This is a genomic window from Streptomyces sp. NBC_00683 (assembly GCF_036226745.1).
Lineage (GTDB): Bacteria > Actinomycetota > Actinomycetes > Streptomycetales > Streptomycetaceae > Streptomyces.
This window is the reverse complement of record NZ_CP109013.1, coordinates 4,943,464-4,967,302: the sequence shown is the minus strand read 5'-3', so window position 1 is coordinate 4,967,302 and position 23,839 is coordinate 4,943,464. Positions and strand designations below refer to the sequence as shown.

Here is a 23,839-nt window from a genome sequence, read left to right as displayed (position 1 = left end):
CCGTGCGAGTGCTCACGCTGTCGAGCCGGTCTCAGCCAGGCCTTCGGTCGTCGAGGATCTCGCCGATCACATGCCGTGCGGTCGCCGCCATCACCGGATTCGTGGTCCGGTAGTACGAGAGTTCCATGAGCGCGATCGACAGCGCCCAGCCCCTCCCCCGTGCCCAGCTCGCGTCGTCCGCCTCCAGCGCCGCGCGGAAGGCCCGCCTCGCCGGGGCCGTGAGCAGGTACCACGCCGCGATCAGGTCGACCGCGGGATCGGCCAGCCCCATGCACCCGAAGTCGATGACGGCACTCAACCGGCCGCCCGAGAGCAGGACGTTGCCGGGCTGAAGGTCGCCGTGGACCCAGGTGGCGGCATCCCGTGGACCGGGGGCCCGCAGTGCCTCGTCCCAGGCGGCTGCCGCCGCGGCGCTGTCGATGACTCCGTGCAGTGAGGCCAGGGCGTCCCGCGTGGCCGCGTCGCGCGATTCCAGGGGCTCGCTCCGGAACGCGGGCGGGCCACCCTCGGTGTCGATGCCTCGCAACGCTTCGACGAATTCGGCCAGTTCGGCCGCGAGCCGGACGGAGCCGCTGCCCGCCTCCGGGTTCTCGCCGTCGATCCAGCGGCAGACCGACCACGCCCAGGGGTAGCCCTCGGCGGGTGCGCCCTCGGCCAGCGGTTCGGGTACGGCGAAGGGGAGGTGCCGGGCGAGGTGCGGCAGCCAGCGGTGTTCCGTCGCCACGTCCTTCGACCCGCCCTCGATGCGGGGCAGCCGCACGGCCATGTCCGCACCCAGCCGGTAGATGGCGTTGACCGTCCCGCTGGAGCGGACCGGCTCGACGGGAAGGTGCGCCCATGCGGGGAACTGCGCGGCGAGCAGCCGGCGTACGAGCGCCGTGTCGGTCTTCACCTCGTTGACGTGCATCAGGCGATGCAAGCGGGCTGCGGCGCCGGGCGTCAAGCGAGATCCCGCTGCGGCGGCGGGCATCAGCGGCATCCGGGGCGGTGGCGGGCCCCGGCGAAATCCGGTGGGTCACACGGGTGCCCCTGCTGAATGATCGGTGCCCATGACCCTCGTACTCCCCCCTCGTCTCACCGCCTCGGCGCGGACCCTCCGCGACACCGCCCGCCGACGCGGCCTGCGGACCGTGCAGCTGCCGGACTTCGACGTGCCCGAGGGGCTGCGCGACGGGGGCGGCCATCTACATGCCGGACCGTCCTTCGCCGACGTCGTGGCACCCGCGCTGGGCATCGCGCCACTGGAGGCGCCCGCCGACTGGCTGGCCCGGCTGCCCGTCGCGTTCACCCGGCGCGAGATCCGGGCCGTGCCCATCCGTGAGGCGTACGGGCTGCGCCGCCCCGCGTTCGTCAAGTCGCCCAACGACAAGAGCATCCCGGCCCTGGTGTACGCGGACGGGTCCCGGCTGCCCGGTCCGGACGCGATCGATCCCGAAACCGTGGTGCTGGTGAGCGATGTCATCGTGTTCGCCGCCGAGTACCGCCTGTACCTGCTCGACGGCCACGTGGTCTGCGGAAGCCGGTACGCCGAGGACGGCCGGCTCCGCACGGGTCCGCTGTCTGCCGGGGCGCTCGCGTTCGGCGCCGATCTGCTCGCCGCCGCAGGGCACACCCTGCCGTCCGCGATCGTCATCGACGCCGGCCTCACCGACGCCGGGCAGTGGGCGGTCGTCGAGGCCAACGCTGCCTGGGCCAGCGGCTGTTACGCCTCCGATCCGGACCTCGCCCTGGACGTCGTGCTCCGGGCCGCCGGCCCGGTCGGCCAACTCACCGAACGGGACCGGGCGTTCGTCCGCTGACCCGCACGGCAACCCGGCTCAGCGGCACGAGGCCTTGAGCTGGGCCGCCGCATGGTGCGCGCCCACCAGGTCCGTATCGCCCCAGTCCCGGCCCCGGTCGATCAGCTGGACGGCGAAGGTGTCGCCCTTCACCGGGTAGCTCTTCACATCGACCGGCTCACCCCGGTGCTCCGGCTGGCGCACGGCGAAGCCCGTATAGGCGGAGTCCGCGTCGCCGGGATCGGAGAGCACCCGGTACACGGTGGGGTTGCCCGCCACGTCGTTGTCGCGGACGCTGCTCGGCACGAAGACGGTCAGCGTGCACTCGCTGAAGCCTTCGCCCAGATGCCAGGACCAGACCGCACTGCCGCCCCGGTCCTCGGTCGGACTGCCGGACATCGGGACCGCGCTGAACCGGCCGTCGCACGAACTGTCCCTGAAACCACCCGACTCGACGGTGTACCAGCCCGCGTCGCCGTTCTCGAAGCGGCCGTGCTCGGCGTAGTCGCCCGTCGTGCAACCGGGGCCCGCCCAGGCGCTGTAGCGGTACCCGCCCGTATCCGCAGGACTGCTCGGATCACTCGCGGGTGCCGAGGAGTCGGGGGATTCCGGAGAGCTCGGGGATTCCGTCACGGGAGCGTCCGGGCTCTCGTCGCCGCCCGGTCCGATCCGGGTCGGAGCTCCGCCACCGATCGGAGCCGGTACGGCGCCGGCCCGTCCCGCAGCCTCCGGGCGCCCTCCTCCGCCTCCCGACGCGAGCAGCGACACAGCGGTGGCCAGGCTCCCGGCCGCGACCACAACTCCGGCCGCCAGCAGGACTTTTCGCCTCCTGGGCAGGGTGGAGACCCGGCCCATCAGCGTCTCTTGGGCGATCCAGGAACCGCTCCCGCCGGCCGAACGCGCCACTGAACCGCACCGGGGACAGACCATGCCCGGCAACGGACCTATGTGTTCGCCCCCGCAATGTTGGCACCTCATGGCAGCACACCTTGCCAGTGCTGCGCCCGCAGAGGGAGAGTTCCCGCACTATTTGCTCGACCGGGCGCCTGACGCGAGCCCGTCAGCGGAGTTCCTCCGGACACGGCGTACCCGGTTGCAGCTGGTACGGCGCCGCGAGCCGGTAGACCCCGGGCCGCGGTGCGAGCAGCTCCGTCCACTCGTCGCCGTCCGGGTCCTCGTCCACCTTGATCAGGCAGCCGTGCGCGTTGGTGAAGTCCTTCGGGGCTTCGTCGTCCTCCGCGGAACGCTGCTTGGAGGCCTCCGTCTCCTGCGGGCGCTCCACACTCTTGCCTTTGTCGTCCACGACGGCGAGCCAGCGCGAGTACGGGATCCGGATCAGCACCCGTCCCGCCGACTGCACCCGGATCGTCAGCTCGTCGGCTCCGGCGCGCTCGACCGTCGCGGGCGGATCGGCGAGCGGCACCGGGTCCAGGACCCGGAACAGCTTCCAGTTGGCGTCGCTCCAGACCGCCTTCAGATACGGCTGGCCCTCCTGGACGAGCTCGGTCTCCTGCAGCGCCCCGCTGGAGTCCGGCTTCCCGGTCGGCAGCACGACGTAGTGAACGGCCCAGCGGTCGAGCCACTCCCGGTAGTTCACGGCGTTGAGGGTGTCGTCGTAGAAGAGCGGGTTGCGCTTCATGTCGGCCTGCCGGTTCCAGCCGCGGGCCAGGTTCACGTACGGCGCGAGCGCCGACGCCTCCCGGTGGCTGCTGGCGGGCACCACCTCGACCCGGCCCCTCTCCGCCCCGGCCTTCTGGAGCTGGTTGACCAGAGGGGCCAGTTCGCGGTTCCAGGAGGCGGTCGGGGCGGTACGGACGATGTCGTCGACGCCCTTGAAACCGATCCAGAAGTTCAGGCCCGCGAAGGCGATGACCAGCGCGTACCAGCGGCGGGTGCGCGGCGCCGTGTACGGCAGGGCGGCGAGCAGCACGACCCCGGCGAACAGCATCGCCATGCGCGACACGTTCGAGCCGATCTGCGAGTCGATCACGTACGTCAGCAGCGTGCCGATGCCGTACACCGCGGCGGCGGTGCGCACCGTGCGCCAGTCCCGCGGCACGAGGAAGAAGACGAAGACGGCGTACAGGAACGGCAGCGACAGGGTCCCGATCGCCATCGGCTGCGTACCCGAGAACGGGAACAGCCACGCGGACAGTGCCACGACCGCCGCGGGCGCCAGGCCCAGTGCGTACGCCCCGGGGCGCCGTTTGTTCAGGAAGAGCGCCGCGGCCACCACACCGAGGAAGAGCCCGGCGACCGGACTCCCCGCGGTCGCGAGGCCGGCGAGCGGCGCGGCGACACCGGCCTTCGCCCACCGCTTGTACCGCCAGCGGTGGGGCCAGCAGAAGACCGCGGCGACCGCACCCAGCGCGAACATCATGCCGAGCCCGAAGGTCACCCGTCCGGACAGGGCGTTGCACAGGTACGCGAACGCCCCGGCGAGGGCGCACGCGAGGGGGTTGCGGACGGCCGGCACCCGGACCAGGATCAGCGCCGTGAGCGCGGAGGAGACCGTACCGACGATCATCATCGTCGTACGGACGCCGAGCACCGACATCAGATAGGGCGACACCACGCTGTACGAGACGGGGTGCATGCCCCCGTACCAGGCGAGGTTGTACGCGGTACCGGGGTGGCGGCCGACGAACTCGGCCCAGGCGTCCTGGGCGGCGATGTCGCCGCCGCTGTTCGCGAAGAAGAAGAACCACAGCAGGTGCACGGCGGCCGCGACCGCGGTCGTCAGCAGGACCGGATGGCGCAGGAGGCGGTTCCGTACGGACGTGTCGGGCCCGTCCTGCCCGCCGTCACGCGGGGCCGGAATCCGGACCCGCAGATTTCCGGCAGCCGTGCTGTCGTTCGCCCGCGTCGGCTCAGCCGTCGTCACTGCGACTCTCCCCGTCCTCGCCCGGGCCTGCCGAACCGTCGATGTACCGCACGGGCCTCATCCGTACCCGGAGGGACGCGTCCCGGCGCCCAACCGTTGCTTCCGGGACGCTAGCACGCGCGTTTTTCTCCGCGCTGCCCCATTTCCTGCCCCGCACCTCCGGCTCCGCGCCCCTGCCCGCCGGTGTACGCGGCGGGCAGAAGCACGGGCCTCACTGCCGTCAGGTGATCCGGGTCAGCCTGTCGCCGAAGGCCGGTTCCGTCATCTCGCTCTGGAGGGCGACGGGGGCCGAGACCTTCCCCGGGCCGGTACCGACCGTCACTTCGCCGACGACCGTGCCCGCCTTGGCCGCGTGCGGGAGCGTCTCCCCGCCGTCGCCGAGGTCGAGTTCCACCTGGAGCCCGCCCCAGCCGACCGCCTTCAGGTCCTTGGTGGAGACCACCGGTGTCCTGCCGCCGAGCCCGTTGTCGACGTAGCCGACGACCTGGCCCTTCTTGACGACGGTGGCGGAGTCGACGCCCTTCTGCGCGGCCTGGATCAGGCCGAGGCTGCTCTGTATGGCGCGCTGCAGCTTGGCGTCCAGCGTGCCGTCGACGTCGGCACCCATCACCGCGCCGATGATCCGCCGGCTCTTCCCGTCGACGACCGTCTCCGCGGTCCAGATGAGGTTGCCGCCGGCCGGGGTGGAGGAACCGGTCTTGATGCCGCTGACACCGGGTTCCAGCAGGATGTTGTTGTTGTTGTAGATGGTCTTGCCGATGCCCGGGATGTCGGCCTGGGGCATGTTCACGATCTCGCGGAAGACGTCGTACTGCAGGACCGCCCTGGCCAGCTTGAGCTGGTCGGCGGGCGTGGACTCGGTCGAGGACTCGAGACCGCTCGGGTCCGTGTACGTCGACTTCGTCATCCCGAGGTCCTTGGCCGCCGCGTTCATCTTGTCGACGAAGGCCTCCACCGTCGTGGCGTCCCAGCGTGCGAGCAGCCGCGCCACGTTGTTCCCCGACGGGATCATCAGGAGCTGGAGCATCTGACGCTCCGTGTACTTCTGCCCCTCCTTGATGGGCGCCGTCGACTCCTGGGGACGGTTGGCCTCCTCGCCCGCCGTCTTGTCGACCTCGATCTGCTCACCGTCCTGCTTGCCGGTGATCGGGTGCTCCTTGAGGATCACGTACGCCGTCATGATCTTCGCGACGCTCGCGATCGGCGCGGTCTTCTCCGTGCCGTACGAACCGATGGTGCCGACGCCCTCGACCTCGACGACGCCCTGGCCCTCTTCCGGCCACGGCATCTCCAGCTTCTCGCCGCCGAAGGTGTACGTCGGGTCGGCGGAGAGCGTCAGCGTGGGCTCGGGAAGAGGCCGCACCGCCTGCGCGATCGCAAAGACGATCACGACGAGCAGCAGCAGCGGCGTCCAGATCTTGACCCGCCGGACCGCCGTGCGGACCGGGGTCTGCGGGGGCGGCGGGGTGTTCGTCAGCTCGGCGAGCAGGTCGAGCGGTGGCAGGGGCGGCATGGGCTGCTGCCGGGTGCGCTCCGCCTCGGTGAGCCCGGGGACGGCGCCGGCCGGACGGCCGGGATCCGCCGTGCGGCCCGGAGTGAGGTCCGGGGTGACCGTGGGGCCGATGCGGGGCGCGGACGCGGACGCATCGGACCGGCGGGGGGCGGGCGCCGGGGGCGGGCCCGCGTCGTCCGACCGCAGCGGTACGAACTTGCTGGTCCGCTCGGCGGGGGCCTCGGGGGTGTCCCGCCTCGTGTCCCGGGGAAGCTTCAGCGCGGTCGTCGGCTGGTCGATCCGGCCGGGCCGCAGCGCCTTGAAGGCGGTGGTCGGCTGATCGATTCCTCGCTTGTCCTCAGCGGGCTCCGCGGGAACGGCCGGGTCCTCGGACTCGGCCTGCTCGGCCTGCTCGGCCTGCTCGGCCTGCTCGGCCTGCTCGGCCTTGCCGGACGTCTTGGCCTTCTCGGCCTTCTCGGGCGTGGCCTCCTCGCGGGTCCTGGGCACGCGGGGCGCGTCGGAGGTGGCGCTGACGTCCGCAGCCTTGTCCGTGTCCGCCCCGGTCACAGCCTCGGACGCGTCGCCCTGCGCGGGCTTCGCGTCCGGCTCGGGCGCGGAGTCCTCGGACGCGGAGTCCTCGGGCACGGAGTCCTCGTCGCCCCCCTTCGCGACCCACGCCGCGACGGCGGCGCGCAGCCGCGCGTCGTTCGGCTCCGCTGTGGAGGACGGCTCGGAGGGGGCCTCATCAGCGGCTCCTGAGGCGGCGTCGGGCTCGGCCCCGGAGCGGGACTCCGGCTCGGCGTCGGACCCGGAAGCGGCCTCAGCGCCGGCTTCCGCTTCCGCGTCTGCTTCCGCTTCCGCGTCGGAGTCAGATTCCTGCGCAGGCCCGGAGTCGGACGGCTCGGCCGGCTCCTCCGACCCCGCATCGCTGCCCGAACCGGCTTCGGAGGCCGGCGCGGAGTCGGCGTCGGAGTCCGGGTCCGGGTCCTCGTCGTCCGAAGACCCGGCATCGGCGGACGCCTCGTGCGTGGTGTCGATTTCGACGGCAGCCGCCTCGTCCGTCTCCGGGGGCACAGCCGCCCCGTCAGCCGCGGCAACCTCCTCGGCCGCCTCGTGGGGCTCGGAGTCCTCCACAGGGGCCTTCACGCCCTCCACAGAGCCCGTTGAGCCCTCCACTGCCCCTGAGTCGGAGCCCGCGGCGTCCTGCGCATCCGCTCCGGCCGCATCCGGCTCGCTCCCGGCAGCAGCCGAGGAATCCGCGGACACGTCTGCGGACACGTCCGCAGAGGCATCTCCGGACGCGTCGGCCGGATCGTCGGCAGCATCCGCGGAGAACGGCGCGCGGAAGACCGCTGTCGCGGTGTCCGTCGCGGTGCCCGTCGTACTCCCGGTGCCCGCCGAAGCGTCCGGTTCGCGGAACACGGCGAGACGCGGATCGCGTCCCTCAGCCGTCCCCGACGACTTCCGCTGCTCCGAATTGTCGGGGGACTCGCCCGCCACCGATGCCTCCTCCATGCGCCGCGGGGACATGCCCGCACTGTCCGAACCATCTACCAGTGTCCTGTGTGAACCCTTGGCTGGGCCGCTAGACGAGAACGACATACCTAACGGTTCCCTCACAAAGCACCCAGGCACCCTCGACAGACCAATGTGAGAGGGGTCACCCTGTCATTCATCCACGCGGGGAGGCATGGATGGGCAGGAGCCGCAGAACAATTCCGGAGGAGCTTCTGTTGCTCGCTCTGGACCCGACCACGGGTACCACAGCGCAGCCGCAGTCGCTCGACCTCGGCCTGGCCGGGGCACAGCTAGTAGAGCTGGCTCTGGCAGGACGGATAGCCCCTGACGGGGATCGTATCGCCGTGGTGATGCCACGGCCGACAGGAGATCCGACTCTGGACTCCGCACTGGAACTGCTGCGCCGTCGCGGCAGCCCGGTCCGGGCCGTCCACTGGATCGGCGGACCCCGACTGGGGCTTCGCCAGATCTACCTCGCTCATCTGGAGCGGTGCGGCATGGTGCATGCCGTGGCGGGCCAGATGTGCGGAGTGCTGCCGACGACTCGCTACCAGGCGACGGACACGGCAATAAGCCGGGACATCAGAAACCGGCTGGACAGTGCGATCCGCACCGGCGTACCGCCGGACCCGCGGACCGCGGCGCTCGCCGCGCTGGCCCATGCGGTCGGACTCGGCAAGCACCTGTACCCCGGGAACGAGGGGCGCTCTTCGCGCTCCCGGCTCCGGGACCTGATCAGACACGACCCGATGGGCGGCCTCGTGGCGCATGCCGTGATGGACGTCCAGAACGGGGTGGCCGTACAGCCGCGCCGTAATCAGCAAGCGGCAGGCGTGCCGTTGCAGCCGCAAGCGCAAGCGCGTCGCGGCAGCATGGCGCACACCTCCGTGCACTGACCGCGCAGAGCATCGCGCGGAGAACCGAATACCGCCGCACCGTCGTCCCCACAGACCCGGTTCGGGAGCCGCACCACGCGCGGGGCAGCCGGATCCACCGGCTGCCCCGCGCGCTTGTGTGTGGCCGTTTTCCAGCGCGCTCACGGGCAGGGGTGGCAATCTGCTGAGCAGTAGATACGCACAGCTACAACAGCTGCATAGCCGGAGGTGCCGTTTCCGTGCCGACCAACGTCAATCCCACCGTCAGGCGACGCCGGTTGGGCCAGGAATTGCGCCGCCTTCGCGAGATCAAGGGCATGACGGCCGAGGAGGTGGCGGAGCGACTGCTGGTCTCCCAGTCGAAGATCAGCCGCCTGGAGAACGGCCGCCGTTCGATCAGCCAGCGCGACGTCCGGGACCTCTGCGGCGTGTACGAGGTCGAGGACCACCGGATCGTCGACTCGCTCATGCAGATGGCCAAGGACTCCCGCCAGCAGGGCTGGTGGCACGCGTTCGGCGACATCCCGTACAGCGTCTACATCGGCCTGGAGACGGACGCGGCCTCACTGCGCGTCTATGAGTCGCTGATCGTTCCCGGTCTGCTGCAGACACGCGAGTACGCACAGGCGGTCATCGAAGGGATGTGGCCCGAAGCCACGCCCAATGAGATCGACAAGCGGATCCAGATCCGCCTCAAGCGCCAGGACCGCCTCACCGATCCCGTCAATCCGCTGCGCTTCTGGGCGGTGATCGACGAGGCACTGCTGCGTCGTATCGTCGGCAACCCGCAGACGATGCGGGCCCAGTTGCTGCACCTGGCCGAGCTGAGCGAGCTGCCGCACGTGACACTTCAGGTGCTGCCCTACGACGTGGGCGCGCATCCCGGCATGTACGGAAAGTTCGCCATCCTCGAGTTCCAGGAGGCGATGGACGCGAGCGTCGTCTACCTCGAGGGCGTCACCAGCGACCTGTACCTGGAGAAGGCCAATGACGTCCAGAGCTACGCCGTAATGTACGAGCACTTGCGAGCCCAGGCCCTGAGCGCCGAACAATCACGCGACTTCATCATTGCGGCAGCCGAAAAGTGCCTGCCATAAGCAGGCGATGAAGTGCCATCGGAATGAAAGTCGGCAACATACGCCTGCGCGACTCCAGCCAGGAAGACCCCAAAGGCTTAGTTCACCCAAAGGGGTGAACGGTGCTCACCTTCGATGATGTCGCAGCGTAGCGTCGATCCCGGAGTCGCTGATTCACAGCGACCGGGACACAAGACCCGACCACCGGCACAATCATCGGAGGCATGCTGATGAAGCATGGCAAGCTGACAGAATGGACCAAGTCATCCTATTCCGCCGTTAATGGGGACTGCGTCGAGATCAAGACTGCGGGACATGACGCCGTCGCGGTGCGCGATTCCAAGGATCCGCGCACCGGAGTCCTCGGCTTCACAGCCAACACCTGGTCCGCATTCCTTTCGGACATCAGCCGAAACCCGCTGCACTGAGCCTGACCGAAAGGTCGGCCGGCTCACGCAAGTCGCCCCAGCCACACCCTCTCGACTGGTCCGCCGTCCTGGCCGAGAGGGTCACTGCTCACTCAGGGAGCAGCCAACAAGCTGCGGGTCCTCGCCGTGACAGGGCTGTCGCCGCCCAGCACGCGCTCGCACAGCGGCAGATTCAGGCGCGCAAGCGCCTGGGCCTCGGCCACGCGACCGAAGGCCGCCAGGGAGGCGGCCAGCCCTGTCCGGTTCGTGAGCAGGTAGGGGTGCTCAGGCCCAAGAGCCCGCTCCTGGCCGTTCACCGCAACCCTGGCGAACGAGATCGACTCCTCCAGCGCCCCGCGCTCGGCCAGGATCCAGCTCAGGAGGACCGCGGCCGACAGAGCCAGCGGGTGCTCGTCGCCCCCGACGCGCTGCCGGTCCGACAGGGCCCTTCGCGCAAGCGGTTCGGCCTGCTCGTACCTGCCGAGGCGGTAGAGGCCGAAGGCGAGATTGTGGCGACTCGTGACGGTTGCCAATGAGTCATTACCGAGAAGCTCCTCGCAGACAGCCATCGTTTCGGGCCCCACGCGGTCAAATTCTTCGACTTCGCCGGCAACGGCCAAGTATTCGATGAGGAGCGCCCGGGCATAAAGAGTGTCCGGGTGATTTTCACCCAGAACTCGTCCTCGGACTTCCTGAGCCTTCTTCAGCGCTGCCACACACTCTTCCACTCGCCCCAATTGACCAAGAGGCTCGTGAAAGGACAGGAAGCTCTCCAAGGTTTCCGGGTGTTCTTCACCGAAAACTCTTTCCCGCCCGTCCAGGACCTTTCGGTGCAGTGCCTCGGAGTCCTCGAATCGCCCCAGCCTGAAGAGAGCCAGGGCCGCATTGTGGCCGGCGCCGAGGGTGAGCGGATGATCCTCCCCCAGATACGTTTCCGCTACCTTCACGGCGGCTTGGGACACATGCAGGGACGCCTGATAGTCCCCGCTCGCAAAAACGTGCTGGGTCAGCGGATTCGCAACCCCGACCACGCTGATTCCGGCGTCGCGGTCCTCCACCAGCCGGAGCTGATTCATCACGTGCGGGACCAGTCTGCGTACTCGGCCTCCCGCCACTCCCCTGCCCACCTCGGCGGGAATCTGCGAGGCGAGCAGACGCGCCGCCCCCTGAACCAACAGCGACTTCTGATCATTCGGTACCGCTGCCGCGACACTGTCGAGCAGAACTCCGTGCGTCTTGACGCATCTCACGACTTCGCCGCTCTCCTCGGAGTCGACGAGCGAGACCAGGGAATGATCCAGCAGGCCCCGCAGCGCGGTTTCGACCCGGTTGGCGGGCAGCGCCGGCTCTACAGCACCGAGGTCGACGGCGCCCACGGACAGGGGGCGCAGCAGCGACAGCGGAACCGGGTCGGAGCTCCAGCAGGAGAGCAGGCGGAGCAATGACTCGCTCTCGGGAATGCCGGCATCGGCCAGGGCGTTGAGCGAGATCTCCCATGTCCGCCCCACGAGTTGCCGCGCATTTCCCTCCGAACTGCCCGGCGCCGCACCCCTGTCGATCAATTCGGTGGGGTTCTCGTCGAGGTGCCGCCGATAGTCGCTCATGGACCAGTTCTCCAGAAGTTGACGGGACAGGAAGGATCCGGCCAAGGTCAGGGCGAGCGGGAGGCATTCGAGCCTTCTGGCCACGGTCTCCGCATCGTGCGGAGTGCCCGCGTCCGGAGCAAGGTCATGCAGCACCAATGCGGCGTCCTCCAGCGGAAGTACACCCACCTGGTGCAGTTCCGCGCCGCTCCAGACACGTGAGCCGGCTGCGCGCGTGGTCACGAGCACCGTTCCTTGCGGGCTGGACCGGAGCCACGCGCCTTCTTCAAGAGCCGCGGGATCATCTGCGTTGTCGAGAACCAGCAACCACGGCTGTGCCGAATGGTTCAGGTAATGCCAGGCAAGATCGGCTGACGCGCGGCGCCCTTCGTGCGCCGCGGCGAGCTCGGAGGTCTCCGCACCACGATCGGCAGCTACGGCAAGCATTCCGGCACGGAGCGTGGCCCGCTCGGAGGCGTTGACCCACAGCCCTGTGCGGCCCTCGCGCCCGGCGACCTCGTTGAAGAGGGTCTGAGCCACAGCGGTCTTGCCGCAGCCGCCCATTCCGTGGAGAACGTGGATTCCGCCGCTCTCGTTCCGGACAGCGTCCGTCAGCCTGCTCATCAGGTCGGCGCGGTCCCTGAGTATCCGCGGAGTCCGGCCTACGAGAGGAGTGCGTACGGAATCCGGTGCGGGCCAGTCACCTGCCCGACCTTCCTTCGCCCGCACCACCGTTCGCTGCATGGACGGCCCGAAGAGGGATGAACTCTGGCCCGGCGCCTGGTGGTAGTGGTTCTCGGTGACGTACTGATCGCCGGCCGACTGGTAGACACGGCCCTGCCCCGATGCCCTGCCCTGCACGAGATGCTCCGGGTGCGGCTCGGTCCCGCTCACCGTTCGTTGATGTGCTGATCGCGCCCGGCCTGGTAGACGCGGCCGCTACCGGATGCCTCGGCGCGCATCTGCACGCTCCGCGGCGCGTCGTTCACCTCGGGATCGAGTTCCACCAGGATCCGCCGCAAGTCCGAGGCGATGTCCGGCCTTTCGGTGAGCAGCCGTCGCACACGGCCCGTCCAGGCATCACGAAGTTCCTGCTCGGTCAGCTCGTCGCCGGTCTCCCTGGCGGTGAGCAGATCGTCACGAGCCGCTTCGAGTTCGTCCTGGACACCTTCAGCACGCGAGGGACTGGCCCGTTGCCAGAGGGAGACGATGCCGTCCCGGGTCCTCTCCCATGCGTCGGTCGCCATGAGCGTGACCACAGTGGCCCCCGCGGACCGTGCCAGCTCGATCAACTGCGCGTCCATCCATGCCCCCACTCCGTCGGCACCTGTTCAGTGCCTGGACAGAGCGACCACACTAGGTGCGACGGATTGTCGCTGTCAGGTGGAACCGCGTCAGTCGGCCACGGACAGTGGTGCCGCGGCCTCCTGCCTCGGGCGCTTCCGGGCGCCGGGCGGACTGCCCGCCCGGGTCAGGAGCAGCGAACAGCTGCTCCGGCGCCGGAACCCTTCGATCGGTTCAGCTCTCCTCCTTCTCCGGCCGCACGGGACCCGCATCCCGTGCGGTCGTTCTGCGTTCTCAGCGCTCATGCTTTGGTTCTGTCTCTGCACAGCCTGACGAAGTGCCCGCTCATCGTGTGGCCGCTGTCACGTTCACTACAACGCTTCGCAAGGTCAAGAACAAGTAAAATCGTTCGCCTTGCTGATCTGTGTTCACATCCCTGATCGCGAAAACCTTGACCGAGGACCCGAACAGGCGGTTCAATCCCCAAAGTCCCCGTTCCCGCACGGGGGCCCCGCTGAACGGCCGTACTGACGAAGTGCGTTCCCGTTCACAAGGCGGACCCCTGGAGGGGGCACATGAACAGTCTCGACTGGGCCGTGCTCATCGGATACTTCGGTGTGATGGTCGCGATCGGACTCTGGTCGCACAAGCGCGTGGACAATGTCAGCGACTTCTTCACTGCCGGCGGCAAGATGCCGTGGTGGCTGTCGGGCATTTCGCACCACATGTCGGGCTACAGCGCGGTGATGTTCACCGGCTACGCCGGTATCGCGTATCAGTACGGCGTCACATCCTTCGTGACCTGGTCGCTGCCGATCGCCATCGGCATCGGTATCGGCGCGAAGCTCTTCGCACCACGGCTGAACCGGCTGCGCTCGCGGCTGCACGTCGCGTCGCCGCTCGAGTACCTCAAGAACCGCTACAACGTGCAGACCCAGCAGGCCCTGGCCTGGTCCGGTCTGCTGCTGAAGATCGTGGACGTCGGCGCCAAGTGGGCGGCCATCGCCACGCTGCTCTCCGTCTTCACGGGAATCTCCCTGACCCAGGGCATCTTCATCACCGGCGCCATCACGGCCGTCTACTGCACGGTCGGCGGCCTGTGGGCCGATGCGCTCACCGAGCTCGGGCAGTTCATCATCCAGCTCTTCGCGGGTATCGCGATGCTGGTCATCGTCCTGAACGAGCTGGGCGGGTTCAGCTCGCTGTGGACCGTCTGGGACAAGCTCCCCGAGGGCCACACGGACCCGACGGCCGGTCCGTACACCACGACCTTCCTGCTGGCGTACCTGTTCATCAAGACCTTCGAGTACAACGGCGGCATGTGGAACCAGGCCCAGCGCTACATGGCCACGGACTCCGCACGCTCCGCGACCCGTTCGGCCCGCCTGTCCGCGGTCCTGTGGCTGGTCTGGCCCGTCATCCTGTTCTTCCCGATGTGGGTCGCGCCGCTGCTCGTCGAGGCCAAGAAGCCGGACGCCTCGGACAGTTACGCGCTGATGACCGAGCAGCTGCTGCCGCACGGTCTGCTCGGCCTCGTGGTCGTCGGCTTCTTCTCGCACACGATGGCCATGTGCTCCTCCGACGCCAACGCGATCTCGGCGGTCTTCACCCGGGACATCGCGCCGGTCTTCTCCAAGGCGGCCCGCACCTGGAGCAACCGCAGCGGTCTGCTGGCCGCGCGGCTGTCCACGCTCGCCTTCCTCGGCCTGTCGATGGCACTGGCGACGCAGATCAACTCGCCGACGTTCAAGGACATCATCTCGGTCGTCATCAAGTGGGTGGCCGGCCTGATGGGTCCGATCGCCATTCCGTTCATGCTGGGCCTGCTGCGCAGGTTCCGCAGGTCGGGGCCGACGGCGGCGCTCACGAGCTGGGCAGCCGGTCTGCTCGCGTTCTACCTCACCAACTACAACTTCGACGGCTCGGTGAAGACCGACGTCGCCCTGCAGTACCAGGTGGCGCTGCCGCTGGCGATCTCGCTGGTGCTCTACATCGTCATCGGGTTCATCAAGCCCGAGGACACCCCCGAGCGCGACGCGCTCATCGAGATGATCAACACGGATGGCGGGGGCCCTGACGGCGAAGCCGGCGCAGCCGCGGTTCCGGCGCAGAAGACCGGCCCGGACGGTACGGCGGTCCCGGAAGGCGTGAAGGACTGACCGTCGTTCCGACAGGGACGCACGAACGGTGGGCGGGCGCGGCGGCGTCCGCCCACTGCTGTCCCGCCCCTCCCCCCTTCCGTCAGTCCCGCGGGTAGCGGGTCAGCCAGCCGGGAGCCACAGCGGTCGGGCTGTGCAGGGCGGGCCCCTGGGTCATCTCCATCGCGAAGTCGTCGGCGAGTTCGAGGACGGTCGAACGCCCCTCGAGTTCGGCCAGCCAGGCCGGCGGCAGCGCCGTCTCACCGTGCAGCGCCCCGAGGAGGGCCCCGCAGACGGCCCCGGTGGCCGCGGACGGCCCCGAGTGGTTCACGGCGAGGCGCAGCCCGTGCCGCACGTCCTCGCCGACGAGCGCGCAGTACAGCGCCACGGCGAGGACCTCCTCCGCGGAGTCCGTGTCGCCGAGCGCCTCGATGAGGGCCGGCCCCGGAATGCCCTGCCGTACGGAACCGAGGGCCTGCCGCAGTGCTTCGGTGACCTGCTCGTTGCCCGGTCGGTCCGCCAGCAGCCCGAGGGCGTGCTGGACCGAACCGTCCAGGGTGTCTCCGCGTGCCAGCCCGTGCACCAGGACGGCGAGGGCTCCGGCTGCCAGCTGGGCGGTGGCGTGGCCGTGGGTCTGGGCGGCGCACTCGACCGCCAGCTGGAGGACGAGCTGCGACTCCCACCCGACGAGCAGTCCGAAGGGCGCGGAGCGGGTGAGGGCGGCCGAGTCACGGGCCGCGGGGTTCTTGGGCACGGCGAGCGTTCCCATGGTGGCGTCGCCGAACCCGACGAGGCACTCCCGGGTGGGTGCGCGGCGTGTGTACAGCCACTCCTCCCGGGCGAGCCAGCCGTTGTCCTTGCGGCGTTCGTCGGGCCCCCAGGCGCTCTGTGTGGCCGCCCAGCGCAGATGGGCGCGGTGCACATCGGTGGGCGGGTGCCAGGCGCCGGTGTCACGCCGGACCTGGGCGCGTATCAGCCCGTCGACGGTGAAGAGGGTCAGCTGGGTGACGGCGGTGACGGCCCCGCGCCTGCCGTGCGCGGGCACGAAGTCCACCACGCCGTCGACACCGTGGGCCGCCCGGATCTGCTCCAGGGTGAGCCCGGCGACACCCGCCCCGAGCGCGTCGCCGATGGCGCCGCCGAGCAGGGACCCGCGCACCCGGCTGCGGAAGTCCTGCTGCTCCGCACGGCCCCAGACAGCTGTGGTCCCTGTGGTCACCGTGCCCCTTCCCATCCGCTCACCGGCGTGCGACTGCGCAAGCACTGTAATCGAACTGGAAGGGCCGGCTCAGGGCCGGAACGGTATGTACGGAGTGCGGCGCCGGCCGGGGGGCGCCGCACTGTCCGGGTTATCCGAACTGCCCGGCCTGGTAGTCCCCAAAAAAACAAGACACAAGGTGTCGTGTTTGGCGACGAGCATGGTTTCCCCGGTCGTCGATGGCATACCTGGACCGGGTCGTACAGACAGATCAGGACCTCAAGGGGATTCATGTCCGACACACCGACCACATCGGAACCGGCGCTCCACGGAAAGATCGCCCTGGTCGCGGGGGCCACCCGGGGCGCCGGGCGCGGCATCGCGGTCCGGCTCGGCGCGGCGGGTGCGACCGTCTACGTCACGGGCCGCACCACGCGGGAACGGCGCTCGGAGTACGACAGGCCCGAGACGATCGAGGAGACCGCCGAACTCGTCACCGCCGCGGGCGGAACCGGCATCGCCGTGCCGACCGATCACCTGGTGCCCGAGCAGGTCCGTGCGCTGGCCGAGCGCATCGATGCCGAGCAGGGGCGGATCGACGTGCTCGTCAACGACGTCTGGGGCGGCGAGCGGCTGTTCGCGTTCGACAAGCCGGTCTGGGAGCACGACCTCGACGACGGACTGCGCCTGCTCCGGCTGGGCGTGGAGACGCACGCGATCACCAGCCACTTCGTGCTGCCCCTGCTGGTGCGGTCCCCGGGCGGGCTCGTCGTCGAGATGACCGACGGGACCTCCGCGTACAACGGGGCCAACTATCGCAACTCCTACTTCTACGACCTGGTCAAGAACAGCGTGCTGCGGATGGCGTTCGTGCTGGCCCACGAGTTGAGGCCTCATGGCGGGACAGCGGTGGCACTGACGCCCGGCTGGCTCCGCTCGGAGATGATGCTCGACAGTTTCGGCGTGGCCGAGGAGAACTGGCGCGACGCGCTGACCGAGGTGCCGCATTTCTGCGTCTCGGAAAGCCCGTCGTACGTCGGGCGCGCGGTCGCCGCTCTGGCCGGTGACGCCGGCCTCGCCCGCTGGAACGGGCAGTCCCTGTCCAGCGGGCAGCTCGCCCAGGAGTACGGCTTCACCGACCTCGACGGTTCCCGCCCCGACTGCTGGCGCTATCTGACCGAGGTCGTCGATGCGGGCAAGCCGGCCGACGCCACGGGATACCGGTGACGGACCCGTACGCCGGCCGGAAGGACCTCAGCCCTCCAGCACCGGCAACAGCTCCGGCAGGTGCCCGTCCGACGCCGCCGCGGCCCCGATGCGCTCCTCGGGCACCTCTCCGTACAGCGTCGTACGCGGCTTCGCCGGCCGCCCCGCGAGGTCGGCGATGGCGACGAGGTCCTGGATGGACCGGTACGAGCCGTAGCTGGAGCCCGCCATCCGGGAGATGGTCTCCTCCATCAGCGTGCCGCCGAGGTCGTTGGCCCCCGAGCGCAGCATCTCGGCCGCGCCCTCGGTGCCGAGCTTCACCCAGCTGGTCTGGATGTTGGTGATGTGCGGGTGGAGGAGCAGACGGGCCATCGCCGTGACGGCCCGGTTGTCCCGGTCGGTGGGGCCGGGGCGGGCGATTCCGGCCAGGTAGACCGGGGCGTTGGTGTGGATGAAGGGCAGCGTCACGAACTCGGTGAAGCCGCCGGTCTCCTGCTGGAGGCGGGCCAGCGTACGGAGGTGGCCGAGCCAGTGCCGGGGCTGGTCGACGTGGCCGTACATCATGGTCGAGGACGACCGCAGGCCCACCTCATGGGCGGTCCTGATGACTTCCAGCCAGGTGGCGGTCGGCAGCTTGCCCTTGGTGAGGATCCAGCGGACCTCGTCGTCGAGGATCTCGGCCGCGGTGCCGGGGATCGAGCCGAGTCCGGCCTCCTTGGCGGCGATCAGCCAGTCGCGGATGGACATGCCGGTGCGGGTCGCGCCGTTCACGACCTCCATCGGCGAGAACGCGTGGACGTGCATTCCGGGGACGCGCTCCCGCACGGCCCGCGCGATGTCGAAGTACGCGGTGCCCGGCAGGTCCGGGTGGATCCCGCCCTGCATGCAGACCTCGACCGCACCGACGTCCCAGGCCTGTGCGGCACGGTCGGCGACCTGGTCCAGGGAGAGCGTGTACGCGTCGGCGTCCGTACGCCGCTGCGCGAAGGCGCAGAAACGGCAGCCGGTGTAGCAGACGTTGGTGAAGTTGATGTTCCTCGTGACGATGTAGGTGACGTCGTCACCGACCACGTCGCGGCGCAGCGTGTCCGCGATCCGGCACAGCTCGTCCAGCGCCGGCCCGTCCGCGTGGAGCAGGGCGAGCGCCTGGTCGTCGGTGAGCTTCGTCGGGTCGTCGGCGGCCTGGCCGAGCGCCTGGCGCACGTCGGCGTCGATGCGGGACGGGACCATGCCGGGAGCGGCGGCTTCCCGGAGCGCCTCCCAGTCCCCGTACACCTCGTCGAAGTCGTCGCGCCGGTCGCCGGTGCGGCCCTCGGTGTCGATGGTGCGGTGCAGGTCGGTGCGGCCGGAGGCGTTGAAGCCCTCGTCGGGCTCCTGCCAGGGCAACCCGGCGGGAATCGCCCCCTCCTTCGCCAGACCGGTCTCGGGGTCCGCGAGCGCCCGTACGTGCGGGACGAGGCGGGGGTCGAGCCAGGGCTCGCCGCGCTGGATGAACTCCGGATAGATGGTGAGACGTTCACGCAATTGAAATCCGGACTCGGCAGTACGGGCGGCGAGTTCGTCGATGTGCGGCCAGGGGCGCTCGGGGTTCACATGGTCCGGGGTGAGGGGCGAGACACCGCCCCAGTCGTCGATGCCCGCGCCGATCAGCAGGGCGTACTCGGCGTCGACGAGGTTCGGCGGGGCCTGGATGCGGGCCGAGGGGCCCAGGATGTGGCGGGCCACGGCGATCGCGGCGGCCAGTTCCTCCAGTTCCGCGTCCGGCATCCCGCGCATCGCGGTGTCCGGCTTCGCGCGGAAGTTCTGGACGATGACTTCCTGGATGCCGTGATAGGCGCGGGCCGTCTTGCGCAGCTCGAACAGGGAGTCGGCGCGCTCCTCGTACGACTCGCCGATGCCGATCAGGATGCCCGTGGTGAACGGGACGTTGGACCGTCCGGCGTCCTCCAGCACCCGCAGCCGGACGGCCGGCTCCTTGTCCGGGGACCCGTAGTGGGGGCCGCCCTTGTCCGACCACAGCCGGGTCGCCGTCGTCTCCAGCATCATGCCCATGGACGGCGCGACGGGCTTGAGCCTCTGCAGATCAGTCCAGGTCAGCACGCCGGGGTTGAGGTGCGGCAGCAGCCCCGTCTCCTCCAGCACCCGGATCGCCATGGCACGTACGTAGGCCAGGGTGTCGTCGTACCCCTCGGCCTCCAGCCACTCCCGCGCCTCGGGCCAGCGGTCCTCCGGCCGGTCGCCGAGCGTGAACAGTGCTTCCTTGCAGCCCAGTTCGGCACCCTTACGGGCGATGTCGAGGACCTCGTCCGGCGACAGGAACATCCCGTGCCCCGCGCGCTTGAGCTTCCCGGGCACGGTGACGAAGGTGCAGTAGTGGCAGGTGTCCCGGCAGAGCCGGGTCAGCGGGATGAAGACCTTGCGGGAGTACGTGATCACTCCCGGGCGGCCCGCGGCGTCGAGCCCCGCGTCCCTCACCCGGGCCGCGGACCCCGCGAGATCCGTGAGGTCGTCCCCTCGCGCCTGAAGCAGTACGGCGGCCTCGGCCACATCGAGGGCGACTCCGTCGCGTGCCCGGCGGAGGGCGCGCCGCATGGCGTTGGTGGTCGGGCGTCCGAGCTGAGGATCGGTCATGAGCCGAGCATACGAGCGACGCGACCTGCCCGGATCAGGGCCTCTGCCCGCAGCAACCGTCCGGCCCCTCCTGGCGCCTTGGCCGTTATGTCGCACTTGCCCCGTAGGCTCGGTCCGGTGATGGAAACGATCGTCTTCGACATCGGCGAAACCCTCGTCCGCGACGACCGCCACTGGGCCTCCTGGGCCAACTGGCTCGGCGTCCCGCCGCACACCGTCAGCGCACTGGTGGGCGCCGCGGTCGTGCAGGGCCGCGACTGCACGGACGCGCTGCGCATCCTGCGCCCGGACATGGACGTCGCCGAGGCCTACCACGCCCGCGCGGCAGCCGGACGCGGCGAGCACCTGGACGAGACGGACCTCTACCCCGACGTCCGCCCGGCCCTGGCGGAACTGCGCGCGCTCGGCCTGCGGATCGTGATCGCCGGAAACCAGACCGTCCGGGCCGGGGAACTGCTGAGGGCCCTGGACCTTCCCGCGGACGTGGTCGTCACGTCGGAGGAGTGGGGTGTGGCCAAACCGGACCGGGAGTTCTTCGAGCGCGTGCTGGAGGTCTCGGACGCGGCCCCGCACGCCACCCTGTACGTCGGCGACCACCCGGCCAACGACCTGTTCCCGGCCAAGTCCCTCGGCCTGCGGGCGGCGCACATCCGCCGGGGCGCGTACGGGCACTGGTGGGCGGACCACCCCGACGTGACGGAGACGGCGGACTGGTGCATCAACGCACTGACGGACCTGCCGGCGCTCGTGAACGCGGCACCCTCCGGTGTGGCGCCCCGCATCGGCACCGGCCTCCGGTCGGTCCCGTGAGCGGAGCCGGACCGGGCGTCCCCGCCACGTTCCCAGGACGTGGGACAGCCCATGGTCGAAGGGCCCGCCGACCGTGATCACCACGTGATCACCACCCCGTAGCCTCCAACCCGCCAGGGGATTGACGGGGTGTGTGATCGAGGCGGGGGCAGCAACATGACATACCGGCGCGCGGCGATACCGGCACTTGCCGGAGGACTGCTGCTCACAGCGCTTCTGTGGTGGGCGGGGGCGAGCGTGAACGCCTTGCACCTGGCGGGTACCACCGAGGTGCTCGGCGGCCGGGCGGCCGCCGAACTCGAGCACTGGCTCGCCCCCTGGTCGTACGACGCTCCGGCTTCGCTCCGGTACAACGCCGAGGCGACCGGTGGGGCCGGGGGCGCGGCCGCCACCGACGGCAGCCGCTATCTCTCGCTGTACGCGACCTCCATGCAGATCCGGTTCGGCGTCCTCTTCGCCGTCTTCATGCCCGGGGCGCTGCTCCTGGTCCGCAGGCTGCCCCCGGTGCGCGGCCGGACCACCGCCGCGTTTCTCGCGGTATGGGCCTGGGGCCTGGTGGCCGGGATGCTGGCGGCGACCGTCTCGGCGCCGTGGCAGATCGCCTCGCGGGGGCACGGCAGTTACCGCTTCCTGCCCCAGCTGGCGGGCTCGAGCTCGTCCGGGCAGCAGATCACCGTTTTCGCCGCGCTCGTCGCGGCGGCGGCAACCGTGCTCGCGGCACGGATCACCACCAAGGGCGCCGGACCGCTGCCGCTGAGGCAGGTCCCGGCCCGCGCCGCCCGCCTGGCCGCCACCGTCGGCACCGCAGTGGTCGCGCTGTCCCTGCTGGTCCTCTCGTACCAGCCGGTCGCCGCATCCATCCAGACGGTCTCCCTGTCCGGCCGGCTGCTCGCCGAACCGGGCGAGTTCCTTCGCACGTGGCTGCTGCTCGGCGGCTGGGCGGGCCCGGCGGGCGCGCCGCTCGGCACCTGGCTCCTGTACCGCGTCGCGGACGCGCTGCTGCTCGCCGTGGTGTGGTGGTCCCTGCGGAAGCTGCCCGTACTGCTCGCCCCGGCCACTGTTCCGGCGATGGCGGCGGGCGCGGTCTGCGCGACCGTCATCGGGCTGCTGGCGAGACAACTGCTGCAGATGGCGCTGACCGGTGCGGACTCGGGCATGCGCTGGGGGCTGGTGCAGCTGTCCGGCGGCCTCGGCGGCGGCGTCCCGGCCGCCCTGACCTGGGGCCTGGTGGCCGGCCTCCTGACCGCCCTGACACTGCGGCTGGCCGGCGGCGGCGCGGAGGCCGACGACGCCCCGGCCCCCGCCCTGCCGGACCCGCCCGCCACGGCCCCCGCCCCGCCCACCGCGCTGCCGGACCGGTCCGCCGGATGACGTCGGCCCCCGCCCGGCGACATGCCGGGCGGGGGCCGAAGGGTCCGGGCTACTTGCCGAGGACCGCCTTCATCACGTCCCGCGCGATCGGGCCGCCGAGGCCGCCACCCGAGATGTCCTCGCGGGAGATGTCCATCGCCGTCGGGTCGATGAACACAGCGACCGCCACCGACTGGCCGTCGGGCTTCTTGCCGTACGAGACGAACCAGCCGTACGGCACCTCCTTGGTCACATCGTCACCGCGCTGCGCCGTACCGGTCTTGCCGCCCACCGTCACACCGTCGATCAACGCGCGCTTCGCGCTGCCCTCCTTGGCGGTGAACTCCATCATTTCCTGGACCTTCTTCGCCGTGTCCTCGGAGACCGCCTGGCTCTTGAGCTTCGGCTCGTGCTTCTCCAGCGTGGACAGGTCCGGGCCGCGCAGTTCCTCGACGATGTACGGCTGCATCAGCTTGCCGTCGTTGGCGAGGGCGGCGGTTACCATGGCCATCTGCATCGGCGTGCTGGTGAGGCTGCCCTGGCCCATTCCGGTCAGGGCCGTGCCCGGCTTGTCCAGCTCCCCGGGGTAGAGGCTCTTCGTGGCGAGCATGTCGCCGAAGTCCTCCGAGTACACATCGGAGTTGAAGCCGAACTTCGCCGCCGTCTCCCGCATCCTGTCGTCGCCCAGCTTGGAAGCCGCGTCGAGGAAGACGTTGTTGCAGGAGAACTGCATGGCCGTCTTGAACGAGGCCTTGTTGCAGGTGCCGTCGCCCGCCTCGCTGCTGATCTTGTTGCTGGAGAGCGGCAGCTGGTACGGGGAGACGGCGTCGGTCGCCGCGTCGACATCCGTGACGACGCCGTGCTCCAGGGCGGCGGCGGCCGTGAGGATCTTGAACGTGGAGCCGGGCGGGAAGGTCTCGCGCAGCGGGCGGTTGGCCAGCGGCTTGCTCTTCGCGTCGACGAGCGACTGGAACTTGTCGCCCTCCTTGAAGGAGTTGCCGGCGAAGACCGAGGGATCGTACGAAGGAGTCGAGACCAGGGCGAGCACCTTGCCCGTCTCCGGGTCGAGAGCGACGACCGCACCCCGCGCGTCGAGGTCGGTGAGGCCCTTGTACGCGGCCTTCTGCGCCTTCGGGTCGATGGTCGTGATCACATCGCCGCCACGCCGCTCCTCACCCGTGAGGATGTCCTTGGCGTTCGAGAAGGCGAAGCGCTCGTCCTGGCCGCTGAGCACGCTGTCGTACGTCTTCTCCAGCAGGGACATGCCCTGCGCCTGGGAGGCGTAGCCGGTGACCGGGGCGTACATCGCGCCGTCCTTGAAGGTGCGCTGGTACTTGAAGTCGGTCCCCGAGACCTCCTTCGAGCCCGTGATCGCCTTGCCGTTCACGATGATGTCGCCGCGCGGTGTCGCGAACTGCGTGATCTTGACCCGGCGGTTGTGCTCGTGGGTGGCGAGCTCCTCGCTCTTGGTGAACTGCAGCCAGTTGGTGCGGAGCAGCAGGGCGAGCATCAGCAGCCCGCAGAAGATGGCTATGTGCCGCAACGGCCTGTTCATCGTGCTCCCGCTCCCCGGCAGCCGAGCGCACACGCACACGGGCCGCACCATCGA

Annotated in this window: 17 protein-coding genes; 8 read left to right on the top strand and 9 right to left on the bottom strand. The window is 70.0% G+C overall.

Going from position 1 to position 23,839, the window contains the following annotated elements; all coding sequences use genetic code 11:
- Positions 1-31: 31 nt before the first annotated feature.
- A complete protein-coding gene (locus OG257_RS22240; protein ID WP_329210029.1) occupies positions 32-907 on the bottom strand; it encodes an aminoglycoside phosphotransferase family protein in 876 nt (291 codons plus the stop codon).
- 142 nt (positions 908-1,049) lie between these two features.
- Here OG257_RS22240 and OG257_RS22235 point away from each other — a divergent pair, with 142 nt between their 5' ends.
- Entirely contained in the window at positions 1,050-1,799 is a 750-nt protein-coding gene (locus OG257_RS22235; protein WP_329210027.1) for an ATP-grasp domain-containing protein, read from the top strand.
- 18 nt (positions 1,800-1,817) lie between these two features.
- Here OG257_RS22235 and OG257_RS22230 read toward each other — a convergent pair whose 3' ends face one another.
- The 3 genes from OG257_RS22230 to OG257_RS22220 all read right to left on the bottom strand — a co-directional run bounded on the left by OG257_RS22230 (position 1,818) and on the right by OG257_RS22220 (position 7,684).
- Positions 1,818-2,708 carry an adhesin gene (locus OG257_RS22230; RefSeq protein ID WP_329210025.1) on the bottom strand — a complete coding sequence of 297 codons (891 nt, stop codon included), beginning with the start codon at positions 2,706-2,708 and terminating at the stop codon, positions 1,818-1,820.
- 130 nt (positions 2,709-2,838) lie between these two features.
- On the bottom strand, positions 2,839-4,662 hold the full coding sequence (locus OG257_RS22225; protein ID WP_329210023.1) for an MFS transporter: 1,824 nt from the start codon (positions 4,660-4,662) through the stop codon (positions 2,839-2,841).
- A gap of 220 nt (positions 4,663-4,882) precedes the next feature.
- Positions 4,883-7,684 (bottom strand): D-alanyl-D-alanine carboxypeptidase, encoded by a 2,802-nt coding sequence (locus OG257_RS22220; RefSeq protein WP_329210022.1) that lies wholly within the window; start codon positions 7,682-7,684, stop codon positions 4,883-4,885.
- Between the two features lie 164 nt (positions 7,685-7,848).
- Here OG257_RS22220 and OG257_RS22215 point away from each other — a divergent pair, with 164 nt between their 5' ends.
- The 3 genes from OG257_RS22215 to OG257_RS22205 all read left to right on the top strand — a co-directional run bounded on the left by OG257_RS22215 (position 7,849) and on the right by OG257_RS22205 (position 10,051).
- Positions 7,849-8,568: a GOLPH3/VPS74 family protein gene (locus OG257_RS22215; protein WP_329210020.1), complete on the top strand. Its 720-nt coding sequence runs from the start codon at positions 7,849-7,851 to the stop codon at positions 8,566-8,568.
- A 218-nt stretch (positions 8,569-8,786) separates the two neighbouring features.
- Positions 8,787-9,644 carry a helix-turn-helix domain-containing protein gene (locus tag OG257_RS22210; RefSeq protein ID WP_329210018.1) on the top strand — a complete coding sequence of 286 codons (858 nt, stop codon included), beginning with the start codon at positions 8,787-8,789 and terminating at the stop codon, positions 9,642-9,644.
- Positions 9,645-9,847: 203 nt separating this feature from the next.
- Positions 9,848-10,051: a DUF397 domain-containing protein gene (locus OG257_RS22205; protein ID WP_329210016.1), complete on the top strand. Its 204-nt coding sequence runs from the start codon at positions 9,848-9,850 to the stop codon at positions 10,049-10,051.
- Between the two features lie 92 nt (positions 10,052-10,143).
- Here the strand turns inward: OG257_RS22205 and OG257_RS22200 are convergent, their stop codons facing one another.
- Positions 10,144-12,507, bottom strand: coding sequence for a tetratricopeptide repeat protein (locus OG257_RS22200; RefSeq protein ID WP_329210014.1), 2,364 nt, complete (start codon positions 12,505-12,507; stop codon positions 10,144-10,146).
- The gene (locus OG257_RS22195) at positions 12,504-12,917 is read right to left on the bottom strand and encodes a hypothetical protein (RefSeq protein WP_329210012.1); all 414 of its coding nucleotides are present in this window, start codon (positions 12,915-12,917) and stop codon (positions 12,504-12,506) included. The genes OG257_RS22200 and OG257_RS22195 overlap by 4 nt, the downstream gene beginning before the upstream one ends.
- Positions 12,918-13,472: 555 nt before the next feature.
- Between OG257_RS22195 and OG257_RS22190 the strand changes: the two genes are divergently transcribed.
- The gene (locus OG257_RS22190) at positions 13,473-15,056 is read left to right on the top strand and encodes a sodium:solute symporter family protein (protein WP_329210010.1); all 1,584 of its coding nucleotides are present in this window, start codon (positions 13,473-13,475) and stop codon (positions 15,054-15,056) included.
- Between the two features lie 82 nt (positions 15,057-15,138).
- On the opposite strand, the gene OG257_RS22185 is transcribed toward OG257_RS22190, so the two are convergent.
- A complete protein-coding gene (locus OG257_RS22185) occupies positions 15,139-16,254 on the bottom strand; it encodes an ADP-ribosylglycohydrolase family protein (protein ID WP_329210008.1) in 1,116 nt (371 codons plus the stop codon).
- Positions 16,255-16,524: 270 nt separating this feature from the next.
- On the opposite strand from OG257_RS22185, the gene OG257_RS22180 reads away from it, so the two are divergent.
- Complete coding sequence (locus OG257_RS22180; RefSeq protein ID WP_329210006.1) at positions 16,525-17,460, top strand: SDR family oxidoreductase; 936 nt, start codon at positions 16,525-16,527, stop codon at positions 17,458-17,460.
- A gap of 27 nt (positions 17,461-17,487) precedes the next feature.
- Here OG257_RS22180 and OG257_RS22175 read toward each other — a convergent pair whose 3' ends face one another.
- A complete protein-coding gene (locus tag OG257_RS22175) occupies positions 17,488-20,070 on the bottom strand; it encodes a bifunctional FO biosynthesis protein CofGH (RefSeq protein ID WP_329210004.1) in 2,583 nt (860 codons plus the stop codon).
- 120 nt (positions 20,071-20,190) lie between these two features.
- On the opposite strand from OG257_RS22175, the gene OG257_RS22170 reads away from it, so the two are divergent.
- Both OG257_RS22170 and OG257_RS22165 read left to right on the top strand, forming a co-directional pair.
- A complete protein-coding gene (locus tag OG257_RS22170) occupies positions 20,191-20,880 on the top strand; it encodes an HAD family hydrolase (RefSeq protein ID WP_329215270.1) in 690 nt (229 codons plus the stop codon).
- Positions 20,881-21,036: 156 nt separating this feature from the next.
- Entirely contained in the window at positions 21,037-22,251 is a 1,215-nt protein-coding gene (locus tag OG257_RS22165) for a hypothetical protein (protein WP_329210002.1), read from the top strand.
- Positions 22,252-22,300: 49 nt separating this feature from the next.
- Here the strand turns inward: OG257_RS22165 and OG257_RS22160 are convergent, their stop codons facing one another.
- Positions 22,301-23,785, bottom strand: a complete 1,485-nt coding sequence (locus tag OG257_RS22160) for a peptidoglycan D,D-transpeptidase FtsI family protein (protein WP_329210000.1) — start codon at positions 23,783-23,785, stop codon at positions 22,301-22,303.
- Positions 23,786-23,839 lie beyond the last annotated feature (54 nt).